This window comes from Kaistella montana, assembly GCF_024436175.1.
Classification (GTDB): domain Bacteria; phylum Bacteroidota; class Bacteroidia; order Flavobacteriales; family Weeksellaceae; genus Kaistella; species Kaistella montana.
The window spans coordinates 1,289,757-1,308,542 of sequence record NZ_JANFQP010000001.1 but is presented as its reverse complement, the minus strand read 5'-3'; the positions used below and the strand labels follow the sequence as shown (position 1 = coordinate 1,308,542).

General features: G+C 36.4%; 19 protein-coding genes. 10 read left to right on the top strand and 9 right to left on the bottom strand.

Annotated features, from left to right (window positions below):
• Positions 1-3 precede the first annotated feature (3 nt).
• Both NOV28_RS05980 and NOV28_RS05975 read right to left on the bottom strand, forming a co-directional pair.
• Positions 4-705: a hypothetical protein gene (locus NOV28_RS05980; RefSeq protein WP_255928579.1), complete on the bottom strand. Its 702-nt coding sequence runs from the start codon at positions 703-705 to the stop codon at positions 4-6.
• 181 nt (positions 706-886) lie between these two features.
• Positions 887-2,116, bottom strand: coding sequence for a dicarboxylate/amino acid:cation symporter (locus NOV28_RS05975; RefSeq protein ID WP_255928577.1), 1,230 nt, complete (start codon positions 2,114-2,116; stop codon positions 887-889).
• 392 nt (positions 2,117-2,508) lie between these two features.
• On the opposite strand from NOV28_RS05975, the gene NOV28_RS05970 reads away from it, so the two are divergent.
• The 7 genes from NOV28_RS05970 (at position 2,509) to NOV28_RS05940 (ending at position 8,426) form a co-directional block, all read left to right on the top strand.
• Positions 2,509-2,880, top strand: a complete 372-nt coding sequence (locus tag NOV28_RS05970; protein ID WP_255928575.1) for a PadR family transcriptional regulator — start codon at positions 2,509-2,511, stop codon at positions 2,878-2,880.
• Positions 2,881-2,884: 4 nt separating this feature from the next.
• Positions 2,885-4,585, top strand: coding sequence for a PspC domain-containing protein (locus NOV28_RS05965; protein WP_255928573.1), 1,701 nt, complete (start codon positions 2,885-2,887; stop codon positions 4,583-4,585).
• 320 nt (positions 4,586-4,905) lie between these two features.
• The gene (locus tag NOV28_RS05960) at positions 4,906-5,472 is read left to right on the top strand and encodes a 1-acyl-sn-glycerol-3-phosphate acyltransferase (RefSeq protein ID WP_255928571.1); all 567 of its coding nucleotides are present in this window, start codon (positions 4,906-4,908) and stop codon (positions 5,470-5,472) included.
• Positions 5,473-5,487: 15 nt separating this feature from the next.
• Complete coding sequence (locus NOV28_RS05955; RefSeq protein WP_255928569.1) at positions 5,488-5,916, top strand: PaaI family thioesterase; 429 nt, start codon at positions 5,488-5,490, stop codon at positions 5,914-5,916.
• A 2-nt stretch (positions 5,917-5,918) separates the two neighbouring features.
• On the top strand, positions 5,919-6,893 hold the full coding sequence (locus NOV28_RS05950) for a chorismate-binding protein (RefSeq protein ID WP_255928567.1): 975 nt from the start codon (positions 5,919-5,921) through the stop codon (positions 6,891-6,893).
• Between the two features lie 4 nt (positions 6,894-6,897).
• Entirely contained in the window at positions 6,898-7,278 is a 381-nt protein-coding gene (gene gloA2, locus NOV28_RS05945; RefSeq protein WP_255928565.1) for an SMU1112c/YaeR family gloxylase I-like metalloprotein, read from the top strand.
• A gap of 41 nt (positions 7,279-7,319) precedes the next feature.
• A complete protein-coding gene (locus tag NOV28_RS05940) occupies positions 7,320-8,426 on the top strand; it encodes a 5-(carboxyamino)imidazole ribonucleotide synthase (RefSeq protein ID WP_255928563.1) in 1,107 nt (368 codons plus the stop codon).
• On the opposite strand, the gene NOV28_RS05935 is transcribed toward NOV28_RS05940, so the two are convergent.
• The gene (locus tag NOV28_RS05935; RefSeq protein ID WP_255928561.1) at positions 8,427-9,653 is read right to left on the bottom strand and encodes an MFS transporter; all 1,227 of its coding nucleotides are present in this window, start codon (positions 9,651-9,653) and stop codon (positions 8,427-8,429) included.
• 156 nt (positions 9,654-9,809) lie between these two features.
• Between NOV28_RS05935 and purE the strand changes: the two genes are divergently transcribed.
• Positions 9,810-10,310, top strand: a complete 501-nt coding sequence (purE, locus tag NOV28_RS05930) for a 5-(carboxyamino)imidazole ribonucleotide mutase (protein ID WP_255928559.1) — start codon at positions 9,810-9,812, stop codon at positions 10,308-10,310.
• A 51-nt stretch (positions 10,311-10,361) separates the two neighbouring features.
• Here the strand turns inward: purE and NOV28_RS05925 are convergent, their stop codons facing one another.
• Positions 10,362-11,564 carry an aminotransferase class I/II-fold pyridoxal phosphate-dependent enzyme gene (locus NOV28_RS05925; protein WP_255928557.1) on the bottom strand — a complete coding sequence of 401 codons (1,203 nt, stop codon included), beginning with the start codon at positions 11,562-11,564 and terminating at the stop codon, positions 10,362-10,364.
• 149 nt (positions 11,565-11,713) lie between these two features.
• Here NOV28_RS05925 and NOV28_RS05920 point away from each other — a divergent pair, with 149 nt between their 5' ends.
• Positions 11,714-12,169, top strand: coding sequence for an Lrp/AsnC family transcriptional regulator (locus tag NOV28_RS05920; protein WP_255928555.1), 456 nt, complete (start codon positions 11,714-11,716; stop codon positions 12,167-12,169).
• A 38-nt stretch (positions 12,170-12,207) separates the two neighbouring features.
• Here the strand turns inward: NOV28_RS05920 and NOV28_RS05915 are convergent, their stop codons facing one another.
• From NOV28_RS05915 to tyrS, 4 genes are all read right to left on the bottom strand, one after another.
• Positions 12,208-13,353 carry an alpha/beta hydrolase-fold protein gene (locus tag NOV28_RS05915; RefSeq protein WP_255928553.1) on the bottom strand — a complete coding sequence of 382 codons (1,146 nt, stop codon included), beginning with the start codon at positions 13,351-13,353 and terminating at the stop codon, positions 12,208-12,210.
• Positions 13,353-13,991: an alpha/beta hydrolase gene (locus NOV28_RS05910; protein WP_255928551.1), complete on the bottom strand. Its 639-nt coding sequence runs from the start codon at positions 13,989-13,991 to the stop codon at positions 13,353-13,355. Before NOV28_RS05910 ends, NOV28_RS05915 begins: the two co-directional genes overlap by 1 nt.
• Before the next feature lie 490 nt (positions 13,992-14,481).
• Positions 14,482-15,234, bottom strand: coding sequence for an acyl-CoA desaturase (locus tag NOV28_RS05905; protein ID WP_255928549.1), 753 nt, complete (start codon positions 15,232-15,234; stop codon positions 14,482-14,484).
• A 105-nt stretch (positions 15,235-15,339) separates the two neighbouring features.
• Entirely contained in the window at positions 15,340-16,635 is a 1,296-nt protein-coding gene (gene tyrS / locus NOV28_RS05900; RefSeq protein WP_255928547.1) for a tyrosine--tRNA ligase, read from the bottom strand.
• A gap of 177 nt (positions 16,636-16,812) precedes the next feature.
• Between tyrS and NOV28_RS05895 the strand changes: the two genes are divergently transcribed.
• Positions 16,813-17,259, top strand: coding sequence for a KTSC domain-containing protein (locus NOV28_RS05895; RefSeq protein ID WP_255928545.1), 447 nt, complete (start codon positions 16,813-16,815; stop codon positions 17,257-17,259).
• On the opposite strand, the gene NOV28_RS05890 is transcribed toward NOV28_RS05895, so the two are convergent.
• The gene (locus tag NOV28_RS05890) at positions 17,256-18,716 is read right to left on the bottom strand and encodes an FAD-dependent oxidoreductase (RefSeq protein WP_255928543.1); all 1,461 of its coding nucleotides are present in this window, start codon (positions 18,714-18,716) and stop codon (positions 17,256-17,258) included. The two genes, NOV28_RS05895 and NOV28_RS05890, sit on opposite strands and share 4 nt — an antisense overlap.
• Positions 18,717-18,786 lie beyond the last annotated feature (70 nt).

Here is an 18,786-nt window from a genome sequence, read left to right as displayed (position 1 = left end):
TTATTAAACAGTTGCATCGGTAGGCGATAATTTATTTTGTTTAAGTTTATATAGCCAATAAATTCCACCTAAAGGAATTCCAAATGTCCAAACAGAATCTAAATATCCCATCATTGAAAATCCGACTCCAAATAATATTTGAAAATTCAGTAGTTTAAATGAAATGCCATCTACTGCGGCATAAGAGATTGCGGGAACATTCAGAACAATTACAGCGATATATTTTAACCACTTTTTCGTCAAATTACTTTTTTTGATTTGGGTGATGACATAAATATTAAAAGCCAAAACAATTATAGGGAAAATACCAAATAACCAAAAGAGTGTCATATTAGGTTTGGGCTTTTTTATTTCAAGCGTGTTGATATTGAGTATTTTTTTTGATTTATCATCAAATAAAACTTGAAATACACCAAGGTCTTTTTCATTTGAAAATTCAACAAGAGCAAGAGTTGTATTAGGAGGAGTATTTTCACTTTTTATGGTAGAACGTTTTTTTTCAGATTTCATTAATGAATATTCAAAATTTTTATCTCCAAAATTACTTCCTATCAAAGCTCTAAATTGTTCTAAACCGAGTTTTAAAGAATCAATATTTGTGTTTTTTGCTGATTCATGATTCATCGCCATCATGTTAATACAATTATCGTAATCTTTGCTCATCAATGCTTCAACAAAATTTTTGGTTTTATCTTTATAAGTCATTGAATCATTGATGAAATCACAACTTATTAAAGAAAGAATGAATAGCGCACACAAAAAATAATTTTTTTTCATAAAGAAATGGTTATTGGTAAATTTTTGAATATTTATTGTATTTCAAATATGCGTATTTTTTTTTAGATTTTTAAAATGAGAATATCTATTTTCTTATTGAATTTTTAATTTAAACCGCAAATTCCTTTGGTTCTTGAAATTTTTCTCCGGAAATTTTGGTGACAAACATTGCGGCAACAGTGTCTCCGGTAGAATTGAGAACGGTAGCCAACGGATCAACCAAAGTTCCGATAATCATCACCGCCGGAATGGCTTCCACGGGAAGTTGGTACACCGAAATCATCAGCATTTCGCCGATGTAGCCACCATTCGGGATTCCGCCTGCAACAATGCTCACGAAAATCGTGATTCCTAAAGCCAAAAGCAAATTCATCGGATCGAAAAAATCACGCCCGATGATGAGAAATGCCACATAAATTTTAATAATGGAAGACATCGACGAACCGTTTTTGTGCAAAGTACTTCCAATCGGAATTACAATATTGGCGATGGCATCGGGAACGCCAATTCTTGCGGCTGCCTGAAGATTTGCGGGCATTGTAGCAAAACTACTGCAAGTGGAAATTGCTGTTAAACTCGGGTAAATATTGTTTTTCCAGAATATTTTTACGCCATCTTTTCCTTTTGCTGCGAACGCATAAATCGAGAAAAATACAAGAAAATAAACCACACCGGCTGCGTAATACAAACCAAGCGGTTTAGCATAAAATCCGAAAAGTTGAGGTCCGACCGTCGCAACCTGATAAGCGAAATATGCGCCTAAACCAATCGGAGCAGCCTTCATTACTAATAATAAAAGTTCTTTCATCACTTCGTAACCGGAAGCGAGAAAAAAGGTGAAATGTTTTCCTGCTTCGCCGGTTTTTCGGGCTGCAGTTCCTGTGAGAAATGCAAAAATCAATAAAGCAAGCATGTTTTTTCTTGAAAAAAGTTCGTTGAATTCGCCAACCGTGAAGAAACTCACAATTCGGTCGCCCCAAGTTGAATCGTTGCCGGTTTCCAGGATTTCTTTGGAAGTAGAAGGCAATGCTTCAGTTGGGAAAAAATAAACCGCGCAAATTGTAAAAAGCGCTGCAATAATGATGAACAGTAGAAATGTAAAAATCATTGAGAAAATAATTTTTCCAAATTTCGATTGCTCCTCGAGCGATGCGATGGAATTGGAAACCGCGAAAAAAACCAGCGGAACTACACTTACAAACAATAAATTAAGGAAAATATCGCCAAGTGGTTTAAGGTAATCAACAGCTTTTGGAAAGAAAATTCCGATAAAACTTCCGGCAGTAATTCCGATGATTAGAAGAATAATTCCCGAATAATTTTTTATTAATTGTTTCATAAGTACAAAATTTATCGTTGCAAATGTAATTGTTTAGAATGACATCAATTTGTAGAGATTCTTTATTTAGTCGTTATTTTTTTTTAATGAAATGAGTATTTAAACAGTTTTGACATTATATTATTTGTATTTCTCTAGTAAAATCCAATCCGTTTCAGCAATGAAGCGGATTTTTTTAATTTATTTTCAATTAATAATATCATGAGAAAGCCCATCATTAAAGTGATTTTTGAAGTTTATTAAATTTTTACAGAAAATATTTTTAAAAATTTCACTACTTTGTATTGCATATTACTAAACTTATTTTATATCTTTGCATTGTAAGAATGAGATTCTGAATAGAAGTTCTGAATGATTTTTACAAAAAAAACCAATTAATAACCTCAAATAATATGAACACAGAAAACACCAAAGCGCAAATGCGAAAAGGAATTCTGGAATTCTGTATTTTGAGCCTCATCGATCGAAAAGAAATGTACGTTTCCGACTTGATTGATGAACTCAAAAAAGGAAAACTGGATGTGGTGGAAGGTACCCTTTACCCTCTGCTAACAAGATTGAAAAACGGCGAATTCCTCTCGTACCGATGGGAAGAATCTACCGGCGGACCACCAAGAAAATACTATCAGATTACCGAAAAAGGCAAACTTTTTCTCGCGGAACTACTCAATACTTGGAATGAACTGACCGAATCTGTAAACCAAATTACTAAAAACAATAATCCGACGGGCGCACCTGAAAGCGCGTTCCAACCAAATACTTAATACCATGAACAAGACACTCTCAATAGGACTCGCCGGTTTCTCTTTCACCATTGAGGAACACGCATATATTAAATTAAGCGATTATTTATCAGCACTTCGCAGCTCTTTGGATGCCAACGAAGCAGATGAGGTAATGCACGATATCGAAATCAGAATGGTGGAAATCTTCAAAGATACTTTAGGAAAACGCGAAGTGATTAACGATGCTGATGTGGAAAAAGTAATCTCGCAAATCGGAAAACCTGAGCAAATCGAAGAGCAAGAAGAAGCTTACTTTTCTGAAAAAACTTCCAGAAATGAAAATAAATCTACCGGAACTAACGGGCAAAAACAACTTTTCCGTGACCCGGAGAAACAAAAAATCGCTGGAGTTTGTGCAGGTTTGGCTCATTATGTTGGAATGGATATCAGTGCGATGCGCGCAATTTGGCTTGGAATCGCAATTTTAGGAGTCTTCACTGCAGCAATTTCTACTTCATTAATCATTTTAATTTATGTAATCCTTTGGATCGTTTTGCCAAAAGCGGAAACTGCAACGGATTTTTTGAAAATGAAGGGAAAGCCGATGAACTTTGATAATTTAAAAAATGAATCCAACAAATTGGTGCAGTTTGCAAACGAATCTACCCAAAGAGTAGGCGAGATTTACAACGAAAATAAACCTTATATCAACAATGCAGGAAGCGGTTTATGGAACGTGTTCCGTTATATTTTAGGAAGTATTTTCGCTTTCATGGCAGTTGCTTGTATCATTGGCGCGTTTTTCATCTTCGGATTATTCGGTGGGGCCACAGATTTTTCGCCGATGAGAGAATTCAATTTCCTCTTTGAAGACGATGGAATGAGCAATGTTTTATACGGAATGATGCTGATTGGAACCCTGATTCCTGCATTATTGTTCAGCTTGCTTTCGATTAAATTAATTTCACCAAAAACCCAATTAAGAAACGTAGGATATGTAGTCGGAGCTTTATTTTTGATCCTTTTGGCATTCGGAACTTATTTCGGAATCAACATGGCGAAAAAAGATATGATTTATAAAGGTCATAAAGAAGATACTGAAAACGTAGCAATCAATACGACTTCCGACAGCTTATATGTCGATGTAAAACAGGTGGTGATTCCGCAAAACTTCATCGGATATGACGACGATATTTATTCCGACAAAAAAGAAGTGTTTGAAGAAGATTATCCTTACGTGAATGTAACCCGAAAAGCGGATGTGAAAGCGCCATATTTAATCATTAAAAAAGAAGGAAAAGGCTACAATGTTCCGATTCAAATGAATGTTCCGGTGGAAATTGAAAACAACAAAATCCTTTTACCAAATTTTGTGAAATATCCTTACGCACACCGTTTCCGCGATTATAATGTGAATTATGAATTGGTAGTTCCGATGTCGACAAAAGTTTTCAAACTAAAAGAAGACGGCGTAAACCTCGATGGCGACCTTGATGGCGACGGAAATGATAACGAAGACGACGACAATGGTGTGGTGATCGAAAAAGATAAAATCAAAATCAACGGTTCTACGATCCAGTATAATTCTAATGATGAAGACAGCGTAATCATCAACGGAAAGAAAATGCCAAAAGTAGAAGCTGACAAGGTGATCGATTCTATGAAAGTAAATTTCGATAAACTTCAGGATGTGAACATTTCCATCAAAGACGGAAAAAAAGAAATTTCCATTAAAACCAAATAATGAGAGTGGATAAGCAAAAGCGGAGGCTTTTATCACAAAAAAATCTGCTTTTCGCTTGTTCCTCTAATTAGTAAATTTAATAAAATTTAACATCGATATTTGTGATTTTATTAAAATAAATCTTAATTTCGTGCAGTTAATTTTCATCAATCACTATTAACATTTAAACAACAGCAAATCATGGTACAGTTCGTTATTGAAATCGCAATCAAAATCATCGATTTCGTCAGCAGTTTATTTTAGTTAAGAATATTAATTCAATATATTTGTAAAGTATAACCAATACATCTGGTTATACTTTTTTGTTTAAATACTACAAAATGAAAAAATTCCTCGGAAAACTGATCCTGAAACTCATCGGCTGGAAAATCGTTCTGGAAGGCGATGTCGATAATCTCAACCGCTGTATTCTCGTAGTGGCTCCGCATACTTCCAACGCCGAATATCTTTTGGGAAATTTGGCTTATTGGGCACTCGACAAACCATTGAAAATCATCATCAAAGATGCACATACTAAAGCTTGGTATGGCTTTATTGTAAAAGCTTTGGGCGGAATTGGAATCGATCGTTCACAGAAAAATGATTTGGTGAATTTCGTTGCAAATGAGTTCAAAAAAGAAGATTTCAGCCTTGTGATTACTCCGGAAGGAACTAGAAGTTGGGTGCCGAAATGGCGCAAAGGTTTTTATCACATGGCGATTGCTGCGAAAGTTCCAATTGTGGTTGCTGCAGGCGATTTCAAGCACAAAGAAATTCATCTTGGCTACAAAATTTCTGTAGAAGATTTGGAAACCCGAACTTTTGAAGACATCATGCAGGAAATGGAAGATTATTACAAAAATATCACGCCGAAATATCCTGAAAAATGGAATCCGAAAATCTATTAATTTGAAAAATTAAATATGGAAGACAGCAAAAAAAACGAAATATTACATCGATTAAATAACTGGGGTGGCGAAAATTTAGGGAAAACTTTGGGGATTATTTTCACCGATGTTACCGATGAAACCCTCACTGCGACGATGCCGGTTACGCCAAAAGTTCATCAACCTTTCGGAATTTTACATGGCGGTGCGAGTTGCGTTTTGGCCGAAACTTTGGGATCTTGCCTTTCAGTTTTACACGTCGATACCGAAAAAGTAGTTCCTGTGGGAACCAACATCAATTCGAATCATTTGAGAAGTAAAAAAGAAGGAACCGTAACTGGAACAGCGCGATTCATCAGAAAAGGAAATACAATGCAAGTTTCTGAAATCGAAATTCGCGACGAAAAAGGGGTGTTGATTAATCATACCACCATGACCAACAATATCATCCCAAGACCGCAGTAGATATGGTTTTTTTTAGATTTCCTTTCTCCGAAACTTTGTGGACTACTGAGCAAAATTCTGCGTCACAAAATGTTTCTTTTCATTCTTTTGATCAATCGGAAAGAATTGATTTTGATGGAGATATAAAGGAAATTTCGTTGGCTGATTTTCAAAATTTGAATTTTTTTAATTCAAATTTATCAGGCGAATTAATTGATTTTCAGGAAGAGAATCAAACTGAATATCAGCAAAAACTCGAAAATATAATTGATTTTATTAAAGAAAATCAGCTTTCTAAACTGGTAATTTCCAGAAGAAAACTAGTGAGTTTTGATCATTTTTCGGTTGATTTGAAACAAACTTTTCTGAATTTATGCAAATCTTATCCAAACGCATTCGTTTATTTTTTCATTAAAGATGAGCAATGTTGGATCGGCGCTTTTTCGGAAGTTCTCGGAAAATTCAACAAAAAAACTTCCGAATTTGAAACCATGAGTCTCGCCGGAACGCTTCGTGTCGAAGAATCTTGGACTTCAAAAGAGTTGGAAGAGCAAAAACCGGTCACCCTTTTTATTAAAAATATTCTTAAAAACTTCGCATCAGAAGTTGAAGAATCGGAAACTTACGATCATATTTCCGGAAATATCAAGCATTTAAGAACCGATTTTAAAGCTAAAATTGAAAAAGTCGAATTGGAAAATCTCATCGCAGAACTTCATCCAACGCCGGCTGTGTGCGGAATTCCGAAGGATTTGTGCCAAGATGCAATTGGAAATTTTGAGTCACATCCGCGAAAATTGTACGCTGGTTATATCCAAGTTGAAACTTTAGAAAATATTGAATATTTTGTGAATTTACGTTGTGCAGAATTTTTCAAAAACGCTGCTTTAATCTATGTTGGCGGTGGAATTACTGCGGATAGTTCGCCTGAAAAAGAGTGGCGCGAAACCGAACTAAAATCGCAAGCAATTTTGAAAAATTTGGAAATAAAAAAGTAAAAAAATGCACATTCATCACATCGCGATTATTTGTTCGAATTACGAAATTTCCAAAAAATTCTACACTGAAATTTTAGGACTTCAAATTTTACGAGAAGTTTATCGTTCCGAGCGGGATTCATATAAACTAGATCTTGGAATTGAAAATCAATACGTTATTGAATTGTTTTCTTTCCCAAATCCGCCAAAAAGACCTTCGCGGCCGGAAAGTTGCGGTTTGAGACATTTGGCTTTCGCAGTTGGAAATGTAGAAGAAAAACGAGACGAATTGGTTTCAAAAGGATTGATTTGCGAGGAAATTCGGGTGGATGAATTTACCGATAAAAAATTCTTTTTTACCCAAGATCCCGACGATTTGCCGCTGGAATTTTATGAAATGAATTAAATCGAAATAAATTATTTTTAAATAAAATTGAATCTATAAAAATGAAAATCGGAATTTTAGGAGGCGGTCAATTGGGCCGAATGTTTATTCAGGAAGCGTTGAAATACGACGATGAATTCTATGTTTTGGATCCAAATCCTGAATGTTCTTGTGCTACAATTTCACATTTTACAAAAGGAGATTTTAATGATTTTGATAAGGTTTTGGCTTTCGGAAAAGACAAAGATGTTGTAACCATCGAAATTGAACATGTTAATGTGGAAGCTTTGCAAACTCTTGAAAAACAAGGTGTCAAAGTGGTTCCGAATTCTGAAAGTATCAAAATTATTCAACAAAAAATACTTCAGAAATCGTTTTATCTCGAAAATGAAATTCCAAGTCCGGAATTTCAGGTGATTCAAAATGCTTCGGAAAGAAATTTTCCGCTTCCGTTTGTTCAAAAAATGAATACTGGCGGTTACGATGGAAAAGGCGTGCAAATCATTAAAACAGAAGAAGATTTGGCAAAAATGTGGGATGTTCCGTCGGTTTTGGAGCATTTGGTGGACATTGATAAAGAATTGTCGGTGATCATCGGAATCAACGAATCGGGGGAAAGCCAAACTTTTCCGGTGACCGAAATGGTGGCCGATCCGAAACTCAATCTTTTGGATTTCAACATTTGTCCCGCTGCGATTTCTGCTGAAGTTGAAGCTCAAATTATCGAAATTGCAAACCGATTTACGAAAGCAATTGCTTCACCCGGATTGTTTGCCATCGAACTTTTTTTAGATAAAAATGGAAAAGTTTGGGTGAATGAAACCGCACCGAGACTGCATAATTCCGGCCATCAAAGTCAGGAAGGAAACGCAAATTCTCAGTTTGAACAGTTTTATCGAGTGGTGAAAAATTTACCTTTAGCTGATACTACGAATTTTGGTTTTTCGGGAATGCTTAATTTGGTTGGGGAGGAAAATTTCACCGGAAAAGTGCAATATGAAGGCTTAGATGAAGTGTTGAAATTGCCACAAACTTACATTCATCTTTACGGAAAAAACGAAACAAAACCCGGCCGAAAAATGGGTCACATCAATGTTTTGGCCAATTCTAGAGAAGAACTTTTAGAAAAACTCACTCACATCAAATCCTTGGTAAGAGTGATTGCATAACTAAATTTCCTCATTTTTAAATGAGGATTTTTCTTTTTTGGAAAGGGTTTTTATACCTAAAGCTGAAATCAAACAAAGCAGAATTAATACGATCCACAAAGCATTATAGCTGAAAAGATCGGCAATATAAGCGCCACCTGCAGGAGCAATAATTCCGGAAAGCGACCACACGAAAGTATAAGCCGAAGCGTAGCTCGCGCGCGATTCTTCACCGGCACGGTTCACCACAAAAGCATTGATGAAAGGTAAAGCCAACATTTCACTGATCGTAAGGAAAATAATGGCAAGAATAGCTGAAATCAAAACCGAAAAAACGGGAAAAAGGATTAATGCAAAACTAATCGCAGCAATGAAAATGCCGACATAAATGTACTTAATGTCTTTGTTTCTGGTTTGAAGATGTTGCACCAAAACCATCTCAAAAATCGCAATAATGATTCCGTTAAGGCCCAAAATACTTCCAATTAAAGATTCGTCGATATGCTGAATGTCTTTCCAATAAACGGGAACCAATTTGAAAACCACTAGAAAACTCGAAATATAAATGAGAATTAGGAAAAGAAATTTCAGATACAAAGTGTCTTTCCAAGGCGATTTTGACTTGATTTCTTTGTTTTTCTCTTTCTTTTTAATTGTTTTCGAGATTTTTGGGAGAAGAATCATAATTAAAATTCCGACCAAAATATACGTGGAACCTTCCACATAAAATAGCAAATGATAATCGATAGACGCTAAAATTCCGCCAACAGCAGTTCCTAATCCCATTCCTAAATTCACCGCAAAACGGTTCAGTGAATAGGATTTGGTCATCATTTCTGGTTTAGAATAATAGGCAATCGCCGTGAAATTTGCCGGACGAAAAGCTTCGCTGAAAAACCCGATGAGTATCGAAACTAAACACAACAATTGGAAATCGGAGATTTTAGCAAAGAAAATGAACAACGCGCCACTGATGATGCTCGTCAAAATTTGTACTGCCCGAAAACCGATTTTTTTAATGAAAAATCCGCCGGATAAAGCTCCGAAAACCGCTCCTACACCAAATAACGTAATTACTAAACCGGCATCGGCCAAGCTTTTTCCTAAAATTCTGGTAACATAAACGCTCATAAAAACCGCAGCCATCGTGCCCATTCTGTTGATGAGCATGACGAAAGAAAGAATCCAACTTTCTTTGCTTAAACCGCTGAATGCCGCTTGATAAGTTTTAATGATTTTGGTGAACATGAACGAAATGGTTTGAAAAAATCCACTACAAAAATAGAAAAATTTGCGGTTGGAAAGCTTCTAGAATAAGTTCTCAGCGTAAGTTTTAGAGCATTCTTATGTTAATTTTTTCGGATTAAATCTTTATCTTTGGAATTCCAATAAAAATCGAGAAAAATGGTAGGAATTATAATGGGCAGCAAAAGCGATTTGCCGGTGATGCAACAAGCAGCAGATTTTTTGAAATCTCTTGAAATTCCTTATGAATTAACGGTGGTTTCGGCTCACAGAACGCCCGAGAGAATGTTCGAATATGCAAAATCTGCCAAAGATCGTGGTTTGAAAGTAATTATTGCTGGAGCAGGAGGAGCGGCGCATTTGCCCGGAATGGTTGCGAGTTGTACCACTTTGCCGGTAATTGGAGTGCCAATTTTGTCGTCAAATTCTATTGATGGTTGGGATTCTGTTTTATCAATTTTGCAGATGCCATCGGGGATTCCTGTGGCTACAGTTGCCTTGAACGGAGCTGCAAATGCTGGAATTTTAGCTGCAAAAATTATTGGAACCGCTGATGAAACAATCGCCATAAAATTGCAAAAATATCAGCATTATTTGAAAAATAAAGTCCTTGATACAGTTGATGAAATCAAAGAATTGCATCCGAATTCATTTGATTAAATAATAAAAAATCCGCCTCAGTTGTGAGGCGGATTTTTTTAGAAAACTCAATTACAAAATGCCTATTTGCTGCATGCATTTTTTCATTTTTTCATAGGTTCTCTGAATGTCATGATCTAAACCAACTGACATTCTAATCAAACCTGGTGAAAGTCCCATTTCTTTTTGCTCTGCTTCGGGGATTTCTGAGGAGGTAGAGCTTCCAGAGGCGGAGAACAACGTTTTATAAAACCCAAGACTTACTGCGAGGTAGCCCAGATTTTCCTGTTGCATCAATTCCATTAATTCGTTGGCTTTTTCTACTGTTTTTACGTCTAAAGTGAGCAAACCACCGAAACCATACTCTTCATTCATCATTTTTTTGAAAAGTTCGTGTTGTTTATGACTTTCTAGACCTGGATATTTCACAATTAAGCCGTCTTTCTCGAATCTTTCTGCCAAATATTGAGCATTTTCACTATGTTTTTTAATTCGAATGTGTAGTGTTCGAAGATTTTTCAGAATACTGGATGCTCGCAAACTGTCTAAAGTCGGTCCTAATAACATACACGCTCCGGAATTTACATCTTTCAAATCATTGATGAATGAAGAAGTGGCGCAAACTACACCGGCAACTGCATCGCTGCTTCCGTTGATAAATTTAGTTAAACTATGGATGACGATATCGGCGCCAAGCTGAATAGGAGCTATTGAGAGCGGCGAAAAGGTATTGTCAACTACGAGTTTCAGTTGGTATTTTTTTGCCAATTTTGCCAACGCTTGAAGGTCGGCAATTTCCAGAAGCGGATTGCTTACGGTTTCGCAGAATAGCACTTTTGTATTTTTGGTAATGGCGCTTTCAACTTTATCTAAATCCGTGATGTCTACAAAAGAAGTGTTTATTTGAAAGCCCGGCAGAAAGTTTTTCATAAATGCATAAGTTCCGCCATAGATCGTACGGCTCGAAATGATATGGTCGCCGCTTTTACAAAGCTGAAGCAGGGTAGAGGTAATCGCACCCATTCCCGATGCGGTTACGTTTGCGCTTTCCGTTCCTTCCATTTGTGCTAAAGCTTGACCAAGATAAAGGTTGCTTGGTGAGGAATGTCTCGAATAAAGATAGCAACCTTCGGTATTGCCTTCGAAGGTGTCGAACATGGTTTTCGCTGAGAGAAAAGTGTAGGTGGAACTGTCGGAAATCGAAGGGTTTACTCCTCCAAATTCTCCGAAATATTGCAAATCCTGAATATTGTTTGCTGCATTAAATTTTTCCATGATTTTTTTGTTTAAAAATCTTTATTATCTGATTTAAAAACAATGAATAAGATGAAATTTAGAAAATAAATTTATTTTAATGGTAAATCATAGAATTTAAATTTATATTTGATGAATAATAATAAGACTCACCGAAAATAATTCTATTAATGTTGGATTCTAAAGATAAAAAATTGCTGATTCTGCTCCAAACTGATGCGAAAAAAACAACCAAACAGCTCGCTCTGGAACTAGATTTATCGGTTACTGCGGTTTTCGAACGGATTAAAAAATTAGAGAAACAGAAAATCATTGCGCGATATGTTGCATTGCTCAACAACGAAAAAATACTGAAAAGCTTCGTGGTGTTGTGTCATGTAAAACTTATTCAGCACAAAAAGGAGTACATTTCCCAATTTGAAAAAGAAATCACACAGTTTCCGGAAGTTTTAGAATGTTTTCACGTATCTGGAGACTACGATTATATCCTCAAAATTTGTGTTCGAGACATTCAGGAATATCGTGAATTTATGGTAGGAAAACTTACGAATTTACAGCATATTGCGAGTACTCAAAGTTCTTTTATGATCAAAGAAGTGAAAAATTCTACAGTGATTGAACCATAGAAATAAGCGGAGATTACTGAGTTTTTTGTTGGATGTTTCTATTTTTTTTTGCTTTTTAGTTTTGATGTTTTAAAAAGCCATCTGTAAGCCTCTCTAAATTCTCCTTTCCAGTAATTTTCATTATGTTGACCGTAGGAATCTACTTTTACAAAGGTATTTCCGGGTTTCAGACCTTTCTTCTGCAGATTATTTTTCACAGTTTCCAGATCTTTTGTCATGGTCTTGCTTTCTCGGGAACCGGTAACGAAATAGATTCGCGTTGCAGATAAATTCATATTAGAATCCTTGACGTAATTGTTAAATTCCTGATTTACAATCCAATAAGCAGGACTGAAAGAACCGATTTTGGAAAAAACATTATGATATTTTATTCCAGCATAATTGGAAATTAATGCTCCTAAAGAACTTCCGATCAATGCGTTGTGCTTTTTTCCGGTTTTGGTTCTGTAATGACTGTCGATAAACGGTTTCAAAGTTTTTGCTAAAAAATCTGCGTACAAATCTCCTTCGCCGCCTCCGTATTCTGGGTTTTTCCATGGAGTGTATTCGTCAATTCGATGACTATCACCGTTGTCAATTCCAACAACGATAGCGCCGTAATCGCCTTCTGCGAAAAGCTGGTTCAGGGTTTCGTCGATTTCCCATTCTCCTGAAAACGAAGTAGCATTGTCGAAAAGATTTTGCCCGTCTTGCATGTAAATTACAGGATATTTTTTCTTGCTGGTTTCGTAATCCGGAGGAAGATAAATCCAGATTTTTCGGGTTCTTCCGAGTTCTGGAATGAGAAATGAATTACTGATCAAGTGAACGTTTTTGGCTGCAGTACTCACTTTTTCGGTGGCTTTTTCCCAAGAAAGAATCTGCGTTTCGATGGTTTGTGGTTTTCCCGTGAATACAGAATTTCGGTTAGAAATTGGATTTCCGGAAGCATTTCCTTCGGCGGTATTCCAGTTTCCGCGGGTGAATTTGTATTCAATTAAGCCATTTCCTTCGGGAATTGTAACTGTTTGATTTCCTTTTCCATCGGAAATTAATGGAGTAGAATTAGGGTTCCAGCCATTAAAATTTCCAGCAACGTAAATGGTTGCATTTTTCGGAGTGTTTTCAGGAATTTCGGTAACTTTTAAAGTAATTTGAGCTGAAAATTGTACCGAAACGCAAATCAGAAACAGCCAGCTTTTCATTATTTTTTAAAGAAATCCATTAAATCCATGTAGTTTTTCTGGTTCACGCCGTGTCCACTCATGTATTCTCGGAAAGAGAAATAACAGCTTAAATCGTACAACAAATCAGCTGCTTTTCGACCCCATTCCAACGGAATTACGGCATCTTCGGTTCCGTGAGAGATGAAAAATCTCAACCTTTCTAGTTTCTTTTTGTCCTTCACCATGTTTTCCATGAGTTTTTCTTCCGGATAACAGCTCATACAAGCCACTTTAGAGAACAATTGAGGGTTTTCTAGGGCTAAAGCATATGATAAGATTCCTCCTTGCGAAAATCCGCACAAATGAGTTTCGTTATCGGTTAAACCGTAATGATTGCCGATTTTTAAAATATTTTCTAAAATCCCGTTCAAAGATTCTTTGGCTTGCGGAATATCGATTCGGTTTTCCGTGTTCATCAAATCGATGTCGTACCAAGAATAGCCTTCATATTGCGAATTCATTGGCGCACGAAAACTTACCACCAACCAATCTTCGGGTAGAGTAGGAACAAAAGAAAATAGATCTTCTTCGTTGCTTCCGTAGCCGTGAAGTAAAATTAAAAGTGGAGTTTTCGAATTCAAGTTTTGTGGTTCGCGAACCAAATAATGTAAATCCATTGAACAAAGATATTCTATTTTTTAGGAGTTGCAAAGAAGAATTATTGATGAAATTTTTCATCATTTTTTCATTGTGATTTTTTCTTGCTCTGAAAATTCATGAAAATTTTACGATTTTTACCTTTAAATTTTTTATTTCAAGTTTAACTTTAGATAAATTTAATTTTAACATTTGAAAATTAATTAGATATGATTAAAATTTAAATTTTACTTTAAGTTATTACAAATAAAAATTTAGTCTAATTTATACCCATAATCATTCAATGATTAGAAAAGACTGAATTATTTTTCCAAAAATCTGATTGTTCTCGTCATTAATTTTTGCTTCCAAATGAGCTCCAGATTTATTCTAAATTTTAAGTTTTGAAAAAAGACTTAATGGAATTTTTAGTTTGAATTTCTGGATTGAAATTAAAGCCAAAAAAAATCCTGAACAAGAAATTCAGGATTTAGATTTTTAGGAAACTGGGGTTTTTGCAACCCGATCAATTTATAATTCTCTCGTAACTTTTGCTACTGGTTTCAGTTGGATGAGTTTCATTTTATCCAAAAGAATCATGATGTAATAGGTGACATCGATTTCGTGCCATCTTACGCCACCGAAATTGGCTCTTCCGCCATGTTTGTGGTGATTGTTATGGTAACCTTCACCCATCATCAACCAATCGAAATGAAAGAGGTTTTTGGAAGTATCTGAAACTTTAAAATTTACATATCCGTAAATATGTCCGAACCAATTGATAATCACGCCATGAATTGGAGCCATCATGTACGCAACCGGAAGCAAAATCCATTGCCACCAAGCGGTCGCGAAAAAATAGAAAAATGCAGTGTAACCAATTGCCCAACCAATTCTTGAACCCCACGAACTTGCAAACTTGTCGAAACCTTCCCATTGAGGAACGTTTTTGGTGAATTTTTCCTCGATTTTTACCTTTTGCTGGTTGATTTGTTGGTAAATCGATTTGGTGCGCCACATCATCGTGAAAAGATTGTGATCATATTTTGGTGAATGAGGATCTTTTTCGGTGTCGGCATAAGCATGATGCATGCGGTGCATTACTCCATAACCGTAAGCGGAAAGGTAGTTGGAACCTTGGGTAATCCAAGTCAGTACATAACATAATTTTTCGCCGAATCGCGACATCTTGTAGGTTTGATGCGCTGCGTACCGGTGAAGGAAAAAAGTCTGGAAAAACAGCCCTGAATACCATAGAACTGCGATAAAAATAAGAATAACCATTAAAAAAGGAATAAAAAATTAAAATATAAAAATTGTGGGGATTAACCCGAAGTTGAAATTGTTAAGAAAAAAAATCCGGATTTATATTCCGGATTTTCTTTCTGGTTATATTGTTTTTACGATGAAATAATTTTTCTTGCCTTTCTGCAGCAAGAGGAATTTTCCGTCGATGAGGTCTTTTTCTGAAACTGAAAAACTATCGTTTACTTTTTCTTTGTTGATGGAAATTGCGTTGCTTTGTAGCTCTCTTCTCGCTTCTCCTTTTGATTTTAAGAAACCTGTTTGCTCCGAAATCAAATCGATTACGTTGCTTCCTAAAACTTCATTTTTCGCAATTTCTTTTTGTGGAACGCCTTCAAAAACTTCCAAGAAAGTTGCTTCATCCAGATTTACTAAATCTTCCGCGGTCGATTTTCCGAAAAGAATTTCTGAAGCTTTCACTGCTTTCTCAAATTCTTCACGATTGTGAACCCAAACTGTCACTTCCTCAGCGAGTTTTTTCTGAAGTTTTCGTTCGTGTGGAGCGGTTTTGTGTTCAGCAATTAAGTTTTCGATTTCTTCTTTGCTTAAAAAAGTATAAAATTTAATGAATCTTTCCGCATCTTCGTCGGTTGCATTTACCCAAAATTGGTAAAATTTGTAAGGTGAAGTTTTCTTTGGATCGAGCCAATAATTCTCGCCACTTTCCGATTTTCCGAATTTGGAACCGTCGGATTTGGTGATTAATGGAACTGTTAAAGCAAACGCCTCTCCTTGCGCTTTTCTTCGGATCAATTCTGTTCCGGTGGTGATATTTCCCCATTGATCAGAACCGCCCATTTGCAATTTCACGTTTTTTTCACGGTACAAATGCAGGAAATCGTAACCTTGCAAAAGTTGGTAAGTAAATTCGGTGAAACTCATTCCTTCCGCACCTCCTTCGCCGGTAATTCTCTTTTTTACCGATTCTTTCGCCATCATGTAATTTACGGTGATGTTTTTCCCGATATCACGAATGAATTCTAGGAAAGAAAATTCCTTCATCCAATCGTAATTGTTCACCAATTCGGCTTTGTTGGCTTCATTGCCGTCGAATTTCAAGAATTTCGAAAGTTGGTTTTTTAGGCAATCTACATAGTGGTTTAAAGTCGCTTCATCCAAAAGATTTCTCTCATTGGATTTTCCCGAAGGATCGCCAATCATTCCGGTTGCGCCGCCTACCAATGCGATAGGTTTGTGTCCGTGTTGTTGAAAATGAGCCAGAATTTTGATCTGAATAAGACTTCCGATGTGCAAAGAATCTGCAGTTGGATCAAAACCGATATATGCGGTGGTGATCTCTTTGTTCAGTTGTTCTTCGGTTCCGGGCATCATGTCGGAAAAAAGGCCGCGCCATTTCAGTTCTTCAATAAAGGAATTCATTTTCTTAAAAATTTTTGAGTAGCAAAGATAAGATTTTTGTGTGGAAGTTGGGTGTGGTTTGGGCAGAGATGCGTGAATTCATGAAGAATAGATTAATTTTCTCATTATCAGAATACTTTATTGTTTTTATTAAAATTTAAATGCCTAATTTTGCACCCCGAAAATAGAAATACAAGTATGAAAAAAATTGGCGAGTACCGAAAATTGTTAGGAGTTGATAAATCTGCAACATTGAAAGAACTCAAAACAGTGTACAGAAACACCATGAAGGACGCACATCCCGATAAATTTGTGAACGACGAAGCCGGAAAATTAGATGCCGAAGAAAAAAGCAAATCGGTGATTGAAGCCTATCATTTTTTGGTGAGCATCAACTCGGAAACTCAGGAAAAATATAAAGAAGAATACACGGAAACCATTACACAATCGATTATTCAGGATTTTTATTTGGAGAAATCTATTTTGAAAGTTCAGCATTTTAACGGGAAAATGTATGAATACATCGGCGTTCCAAGAAATACCTACATCAAAATGGTGAATTCCGATTCGCCGAGCCGTTTTGCGAGAAGACACATCTACGGAAATTTTATTTATAGAAAGTCGGGCGAAGTGATGGCGGATTAATTTCCGTGATCTTTTTTTCTTTTCAAAACTCTTCCTCTCGGTTCATTGCCTTCGTACAAAGCAATTTCAGAATGTAGGAATTCTGCTGCCGCTGCGGAATCTGCGACTTTTATTGAGCTGCGTTCCAACATTTCAGATTCAAATTTTGTTAAAACCGTTTCCCGAATTCCGCTTTTTCGCCAATCGGAAGTGGAATTACAATTTTTGAAAATTTCCCGAGCCAATGATAATGCATCCAATAACGCCTGATTCGCGCCTTGACCTTTAAATGGACTCATCGGATGCGCCGCGTCGCCGATTAAGGTGATGTTTCCGGCGTTTTCTAAAAATTCTGAGGTTAATAATTCGCGGTCATAAACCGGATAACCTGAAACAAAAACTTCCGGAGTTGCCGATAAAATTTCCGGAATTGGAGAATGCCACGGAGTTCTGCGAATGGCTTCTTCCTTCAAAGCGACTGAGCCTTTTGCACTCAAAATTTTCGCTTCTTCTTCCTCCATCGGAAAACTGAGTTGCCACATCACCGTTTCCGAATCGTAGGGCATCATGTAAATTCTTTCGTGGCCATTTGCTGTTTGAAAAACCGTTGCGGAATCCAGTAAATCACTTTCTCGATTTTTCAACGAATTCAGCGGACAAATCCCGAGAATGACCAAACAATTCAAATATCTTAAAGGAAATTTTTCTTCATTAGCCACTAAATTTCTCACCGTACTGCGGATTCCATCTGCTCCTACAACCAAATCGGTGTGAATGGTTTTTAGTATTTCACCATTTTGAAACTGCAATTCCAATTTTCCATCTTCATTTTTTTTAATGTTTAAAAGTCGGTGATTCCAAACGATATTATTTTCATCATCGAGTTGTTCCAAAAGTGCTGCGCGCAAAGCTTGTCGGGCAATATGAACATTGGTTTTTCTGGTTGATTTTTGAGTTCCGTTTTCGAGCCATTTTCGCATTCCCCATTCGCCAACCACTTTTCCGTCGGGTTGATGAACCAAATGTCGAGTCGAAACCACAGATTTTTTTAAAGTAAAAACTCCAAATCCTTCAATCGCTTTACTCGCTTGCTGTAAAGTAAGTCCGTAACCTTGCGAACGAGAATCAAAGCTTAAATCCCGCTCAAAAAGGGTAAAAGGAATTCCACGATGCAAACAAGCTACAGCAAGTGCAACGCCGCCAATTCCGCCACCAATAATCGATACATGCGGAAATTTTTCGAAATCGGGAATGGGAAATTCTTCAGAAGAAATCAAACCGGAACCTGAACATTCCGGGCAAGAATACACATGCGGAATCGGCAAAACTGGTGGTTTTCCTTGTTTTCCGGACTTTTCATAGGTTTCTAAAGCAGAAATATAACGAAGTCGCACACTTTTTCGAACTCTTCGCTTTTTTTTGCCAAGTCCTAAACATTCCGGACATATTTTCCATTTTTTGCGCTCGTTTTCCTCCATTTTTTGCTTGACTCCGATAATTTTTAATCCTTAAAATTTAATTTTAAAAAGTTAAAAGATTAAATAAATT